We start from the raw sequence: 7,187 nt of genomic DNA, 5'->3' as shown, positions 1-7,187 counted from the left end.
TGCTGCACCAACCGACTGGTTCGCGACTCAATATTCTTCTAACTGGTACAATGCTGACCTTGGTTTCGGCGTAGCAGTTAGCGGCCCACCCTCCGTCACCGCCGAAGCCGCCAAAGCCTCCGTCGCCGCCGAAGCCGCCCATGCCACCTTCACCGCCAAAGCCACCCATGCCGCCCTGGCCGCCGAAACCACCCTGGCCTCCATCACCGCCAAAACCACCCATGCCGCCGTCGCCACCGAAGCCACCCATGCCGCCTACATTAGCAGAACTCGCGGGCGCAGATTCGCTTGAACTTGCAGGAGCCACATCGCTAGAACTTGCAGGAAAAACATCCCTAGAATCGCTGGAAACAGAGGGCGTCGAGCCGCCCGTAGATTCGCTTGAAGCCCCATTTCCAGAACCGCCGTTGGAATCGCTCGAAAGAGCCGGTCTTTCATCATCGCCGGAACCGGAAGATGAAGCAGGGTCTTCGCATCCCATGTAACAGAAAGCCGTCGTTAGGGAGAGGGCGAATGCAAGTTTTTTGATGTTCATTTTTACTCCTTGTTTTGGGTTGTTATCCATACCTGGAAAAAAATTTATATCCCGCTCCCAAAACTCCCGAGTAATTTATGGTAAATTCTAATTTGTCATCATCGAAAAAACGGATACATTCATCCCACCTCCGCAGTTTCGGGGCGATTCATCCCAAAAAAAGAAAACCCGCGCAAGGCGGGCTTCAATGACATATAGAATTTAATTTATTTGTGAACGACGGTATTCTTCACGATGCCGTTCGAAATCTTGACCCCGTTCCACACGATGGCGTCGCGGATTTCAACTCCGGAAAGTTCGCAGTCCTCTCCGATGGCGACAAACGGGCCAATCTTGCAGCCATGGATTTTCGCGTTCTTGCCGATGAAGCAAGGCGGGATAATCTCGACTCCCGGCTGGGAAAATTCCTTGGAATTGTCATTTTTCTTCAGAACATGCGCATTCGTATCGAGAAGGGTTTCGACAAGCCCGCAATCGAGCCAGCGAGAAACAGGCGCGGTCCGGAACTTGCAGCCCATCTCAATCATCCTCTCGAGGGCATCCGTCAGCTGGAACTCGCCCTTGGTGCGAATGTCGTTGTCCATCAAGTACTTGAGGGATTCCTTGAGAGCCTTCACATCCTTGATGTAGTAAATGCCCACGATGGCCTCGTCGCTCACGAATTCCTGCGGCTTTTCAACAAGGCGCTCGATGCAGCCGCCCTCGCCCACCACGGCGACGCCGAAACGCTTCGGGTCTTCGACCTTGTACGTGTAGAGGATGTTCTCCTGGGCGTTTTTCAAAATGGAGAGGTCGGCCTCGAAAAGAGTATCGCCGAGAATAATCAGGAGGGGCTCGTCATCGTTTATATACGGAAGCGACAGGCTGATAGCCTCGCCGAGGCCCTGCGGATCGGACTGGAGCACGGTACGCACCGCGCCCCATTCGGGCTTCGACTTCAAGAACTCGTCAATCTTTTCGGCCTTGTAGCCCGTAATGAAAATCGTCTCGGTCGGCTTGAGACGGATAGCATCATCGACAATCCAGTCGATGATGGTCTTCCCGGCCAACGGGAGAAGGCATTTGGGACGGTCCTCCGTGTAAGGACGCAGTCTCAAGCCGTTTCCAGCAACAGGCAAAACAATCTTCATATAAGGAACCCTTCAATAACCAAAAAGAGCGAAACTATATTGAAATTATAAGATAACAATAAATTATTATCTTGTCTATCACAAATAGATCTCTTGATTGTCACATTCACGTATTTCGCCCCTTCTGTAACGAAAAAATGCCGAAACCGTTAGGATTTCGGCATTCTAGTGGATGATGCAGGGGTCGAACCTGCGACCCGCTGATTAAGAGTCAGCTGCTCTACCAACTGAGCTAATCATCCATTGTCGCTTGGACGCGCACAATTATAGAATAGTATTTGACGGTTGTCAAGGGGGGAAAGTTGCTTTTTTTGAAAAAAGAACTAAAAATTTTATGCGGGAGGGGCCCCAGCTCAGAGTGGACGCCTACGGCGTCCGTGGCTGCACTCGGTCATGCCGACCTGCAAGCGGGCCGTCGCGACACCCATTTGCACACTACTGCGAAGGTCATTATTTATATTTTTAGCATATGAGCCTCAATTCTAACCGCATGGATGCCTACTTGGCATTTTTGGGGGTGGAGCGGAATCTTTCGCCAGCCACCATCCAGAGCTACCAAGAAGACCTGCGGCATTTCGTGGGCTGGCTCGACGAAAGCGGGCTAGATCTCAAGACGCTGACCCCCGAAAAACTGGATGAATTCCTGACGCTCACCGCCGGGCAGGAGGAATACTCCCCCACGTCCATCGCGAGGCATTTTTCGAGCCTGCGCGGGTTCCTCAAGTACATGCAGAACCAGGGCGAGTACGACTACAGCACCGAATCGATGCTCGAACGCCCGAAGCTCGGGCACTACCTGCCGCAGTACCTCACCCGCGAGGAGGTGGACAGCGTTTTCGAGAGCGCGGCCAACGGCAAGAACCCGCTGCGCGACACGGCGCTGTTCGAACTCATGTACAGCGCGGGGCTCCGCATCTCGGAGACCCTCGGAATCAAGCTCTCGCAGCTCGACCTCGAAAACGAATGGCTCACGCCTATCGGAAAGGGCAACAAGCAGCGCCTGGTGCCCCTCGGGAGCAAGGCGAAAGAAAACCTGCGCGCCTGGATCGAAGATGGCAGGCCCCTCACCCACCCGACAACGGACAATATCATCCTGAACCCACGCGGGAAGCCGATGACCCGCATGGGGGCGTGGAAAATCGTGCAGCAGCATACCGCGCACTTGAGCAAGCAGGTCTCGCCGCATACCTTCCGGCACAGTTTTGCAACGCACTGCCTGGAGGCGGGTATGGACCTGCGCGTACTGCAGGAACTCCTCGGGCACGCCGACATCAGCACCACGCAGATTTATACGCACATTGACAAGGAATTTATAAAGCAGGAACACCGCGCCTTCCACCCCAGAGAAAAGGCCGGAAAATAACCTACCGCGGCTCACGCCGAGGAACTATTCCGCAGAGAACCCAAGGGAATCTTCGAGCCAGGTGTCCGTTCTCTGGACCGAGAGGCGGCTCTGGTAGGCCTTGCTGCCCGCGCGATGCTGCGCCCAAACCACGGAAAGCGCCGACAGCGGGCCCAGATGCCTAAAAAAGCGGTTCATGGTCGCGGGCAAATTGCGGCGCAACACATCATCTTCGAACGAGGCGTAATGGCTCACGCTTCCCGGGTCGCCCTGACGCGCCGAACGCCCGAATAGCTGGCGGTCGATACGCGAAGAGGGATTGCATTCCGTGGCAATCACGTGCAGCCCGCCGATGCGGCGCACATCGTCCTTGATCTTGATGTCCGTACCGCGCCCGGCCATGTTGGTCGCAACCGTAATGGCGCCGAACTTTCCGGCCTCGGCGATGATGGCGGCCTCCTCTTCGCAGCGCACCGCGTTGATGATGCGGCAGTGCAGGCCCTTCGATTCAATCGCCGACGCGAGGTACTCGCTTTCGTCGATATCCTTCGTGCCAATCAAGATGGGACGGCCCTTGGAATGCATGCGCACGACTTCCTTGACTATGGCGCTGCGCTTGGAATCCTTCGTCGAATACGTCTTGAGGTGCGACACCTTGCGCTTGCTCTTCCTGTGGTTCGGAATGCAGACTACCGGGGCTCCGTAAATCGTCCAGAATTCGGCGGAAGCCTCCTTGCCGGTACCGGTCATCCCCGAGAAGTTTTTGTACAGCCTGAAGAACCGCTGGAAGCTCATGCGGGCCTCCGTCTCCTTGAGGCCGCTCATCTCGAGGCCTTCCTTGATTTCTATCATCTGGTGGAGCCCGCCGTTCCACGAACGCATGGGCATCTTGCGGCCCGTCGATTCATCGACAATGACGACCTTGCCCTCCTCGATGACATACTGGCGCCCGCACTCGAACAGTTCTCGCGCCACCAGCGCCTGGCGCACAAGGTCCTTCAGGAACGCGGCACGCGTAAACGAACTCGCGTTCTCGATTTCCTCGAGACGCTCTTCGATATCCACCAGAAAGCGAATCGTGCGGTTCTTGATATCGACTGCGTAATCCTTGTTGCGCTTGAGGAGGAGCGAGATATCGTACGCAATCTTGCAGCTCTCGTTGAATTCCTCGTTCTTCTTTTCGCGCGAAATTATCAGCGGCGTGACCGCCTCGTCAATCAGCACATTGTCGGCCTCGTCGATAATCGCGGTACAAAGGCCGCGCTGCACCAGGTTCGACATCATCTTTTCGAGGTTCATCACCGCGCCGTTCACGATGCGCTTGCCAAAGCTCTGGAACCCGCCCATCGCGATGCGGTCGCGCAAAAAATCGGCAAGGACCTCCTTCGCAGTAGAATAGGTGACGTCGGCGCCATAGCCCGCGCGTCGCTCGGGCGGTTTCATGGCGCCGGTCACCGCTCCTACCGTAACCCCGCAAAAATCGTAAAGCGGCTTCATGATTTCGGCATCGCGGGCGGCGAGATAGTCGTTCGCCGTAATCACATGGCACGGGCGCTTGCTCCAGCCACGCACCACGCCGCACATCGCCGCGGTCACCGTCTTGCCTTCGCCGGTGGACATTTCCGCGATATACCCGCGGTAAAGCGCCAAGGCTCCCGCCACCTGCTCGATATAGGGCCTGTAGCCGAGCGTTCTCGAAACCGATTCCTGCGCAAGCGCAAATGCCTGGAGCAGCGTGTTCCTGTCAGGGCGGCGCTTCATCTCGGTACGGATTTGCGTCAACTGGCTCTTGAGAATCGAGTTGTTCATCACGGAATACATGCGCCCGCGCTTGTCGATAAGGGCGGCATCCTTCAAGAGACGGCGCAGCACTCCCCTGCGCCCCTTGAACCTTCCGACCATCCGGAAAACGAACGCGTCGAGCCCGGTCGGGATTTTCCCGACCTTCTTGCAGGCTGTAAGGCGATAGTTATCCGTCAGGTTCATTTCGAAGACCTACATCTTGTAATATTTCTGCAGGGCCTGGCGCGCCTTGCGGATTCCCTGCATGGCGAGCGGCGTATCCTTCAGGTGGAAGCGGATTTTGCCGGATCTTCCGTGCGACATCTTTATCTTGGAAAGCACTCCGTTCTCGTTTTTCAGGGTGGCGCGCACCAGGTAGACCGGTTCCGCCGTGCGCTCGCCAAAGTCCTCGCCGCTGGAACGCGTCTCGATTTCGCCGCCACCCAGCCAGCCGAGCGCGGCGGAAGGCAGGCGGTCACGCGCCGCGGGAATCGCGGAAACCTTCTCCACCGGGATTTCGGTGAACGCATCGCCGTTCAAGCGCACAGAGACCTGTCGCATGTCGCCCACAAAAAGCCGCGAAACCTCCTCCTGGCTCACGACGGCAAGGAAATCGAACGAGCCGGTATCGAGAATCATGCCCACCGAATCGCCCCTCTGCAAAAAGCGGCCCACGTATTCGCCCGCGTTTTTCACGTCCCAGATGCCATCCATCGGCGAGACAAGCGTCAACTCGTCGCGACGCTGCTGCAACTCGGCCAGTTCCTGCTTGAGCACGCCGATGCGCTTCTTTATCGGCAACATGTTTTCGGGAGCTTCGTCGAGCGCCTGGTAGTACATCTGCTGGGATTCCCGGACCTGCGACTGCTTATCCTCGATGGCGAAATCCAGCTCGCGGTTTTCCAGCACCATGAGCGTATCGCCCTTCTTGACGTTATCGCTAGAACCGCGGTACACGCCGAGCACGACTCCGCCCTCGCCCACCGTGGTATTCTCGTACCGCGAAGCCTCCAGCACGCCCGGGGCCTTGAACGAATCGGGAACCGGAATGTAGAAAAGAGCCGCAATAGCGCTGCCGAGCACGAGCGTCGTCACGAAAATGGCGCGGTTACGCACCAGCGCAAGCCCGGGGCTCGCAAAAATGTACTTGAGGAACTTGCCTAACGGCATCAGCACCATGGTAAGGCACAGAAGCGCCCCCATGATAAACGACAAAATAAGGTAATGCTGCGAAATAGCGACGATGAAACCCGTAAACAGGAAAATCCTGTATATCGACGAGGAAACACCGTACACCGAATAAACCACGCGCTCGAGCCACGTTTCGGCAACTACCTCGGCATCGCGCTTGAAGAACACGTAACGTTCCAGCAAGTACTTGAGGTGGCGTACCGAATTCTGCTGCAGGTTGGGCATGTCCAACAGGTCGGTCAAAATATAGTAGCCGTCAAAGCGCATGAGCGGGTTGATATTGAACAGCACAGTCGAGACCGAAGCCATTATGACTACGTTGTACGCGAGGTTCTTCGCGAGTCCTCCGCCCAGGTTCGCCCACACGATAAGTGCCACCGCCGCGATGAAGAATTCCGTAAGCATACCCGCAGCACCCACCAGGGCACGCCTCGACTTTTTACGGAACGACCAGCTCGCCGTCGCATCCACATAAGGCAACGGCACAAGCAGCATGAACATCACGCCCAGCGTATGCACCTCGCCCCCATAGCGCTTGACGACGCTCGCATGGCCGAATTCGTGCAACAGCTTGACAAACACGGTACACACGTACACCCAGCCGATATTCGACGGCGCGAGGAACCCCTGCGCGTTATCCTTCAGCTGGTCGAAGTTCTCAACACCGTATTTCGCGGCGACAAGGACCGTGGCGAGCCAAATGAGGGCGAAGGGCTTGCTCAGCAAGAACCGAATCAGCCAGCGCAGCTTGTTGAGCAAGGCATCGGGGTCGTACAGAGGAATCTTCAAGAAGAAGATATTCAGTAACGACGCCTTCACCTTTTTCTGCGTCTGTTTGCGGTTGCGCTCGAACAGCTTCGCGCCATCGTCCACGCCCGTGTACATGAGCATGTTCGCCTGGTACAGCTGCGCAAGCATCTCGATGACTTCGCCCTGCCCGGGCATTTCACCTTCGCTGCTCTTGAGCATCGCGCTCCAGACTTCACCGACTGTCTTGTCAGGGGAAAGCCGCGATACAAAATCATAGGCACCCCGAGGCAAGCGGTAATACTGGTTGGAGAAAGGCTCGTAGAGCACGTACCACAGCACGCCGCGGTATGTCTGGCGATGCACCCTGACGCTCGCCCTGAGGGAGATTTTACTCCCCGCAAGGCGATACCAGGATTCGTGGAATATCTTGCGCTGCTGATCGAGGACCATAGAACAG

General features: G+C 56.5%; 4 protein-coding genes, 1 tRNA gene and 1 pseudogene. 1 reads left to right on the top strand and 5 read right to left on the bottom strand.

What is annotated here, in order from left to right; translation table 11 throughout:
• From IK012_RS06265 to IK012_RS06255, 3 genes and pseudogenes are all read right to left on the bottom strand, one after another.
• Nucleotides 1-535 (bottom strand): annotated as a pseudogene (locus IK012_RS06265) (hypothetical protein); the annotation flags it as partial.
• Nucleotides 536-741: 206 nt separating this feature from the next.
• Nucleotides 742-1,665: a sugar phosphate nucleotidyltransferase gene (locus IK012_RS06260; RefSeq protein WP_290952006.1), complete on the bottom strand. Its 924-nt coding sequence runs from the start codon at nt 1,663-1,665 to the stop codon at nt 742-744.
• A gap of 169 nt (nt 1,666-1,834) precedes the next feature.
• Nucleotides 1,835-1,907 (bottom strand) — tRNA-Lys (locus IK012_RS06255).
• A gap of 227 nt (nt 1,908-2,134) precedes the next feature.
• On the opposite strand from IK012_RS06255, the gene IK012_RS06250 reads away from it, so the two are divergent.
• Nucleotides 2,135-3,028 carry a tyrosine recombinase gene (locus IK012_RS06250; protein WP_290952003.1) on the top strand — a complete coding sequence of 298 codons (894 nt, stop codon included), beginning with the start codon at nt 2,135-2,137 and terminating at the stop codon, nt 3,026-3,028.
• 24 nt (nt 3,029-3,052) lie between these two features.
• Here the strand turns inward: IK012_RS06250 and IK012_RS06245 are convergent, their stop codons facing one another.
• Nucleotides 3,053-4,993: a hypothetical protein gene (locus tag IK012_RS06245; RefSeq protein ID WP_290952000.1), complete on the bottom strand. Its 1,941-nt coding sequence runs from the start codon at nt 4,991-4,993 to the stop codon at nt 3,053-3,055.
• A 9-nt stretch (nt 4,994-5,002) separates the two neighbouring features.
• On the bottom strand, nt 5,003-7,180 hold the full coding sequence (locus IK012_RS06240; protein ID WP_290951998.1) for a hypothetical protein: 2,178 nt from the start codon (nt 7,178-7,180) through the stop codon (nt 5,003-5,005).
• Nucleotides 7,181-7,187 lie beyond the last annotated feature (7 nt).

The organism is Fibrobacter sp. (genome assembly GCF_017551775.1).
Classification (GTDB): domain Bacteria; phylum Fibrobacterota; class Fibrobacteria; order Fibrobacterales; family Fibrobacteraceae; genus Fibrobacter.
The sequence above is the reverse complement of the archived record's forward strand: the minus strand, read 5'-3'. Positions and strand labels throughout refer to the sequence as shown.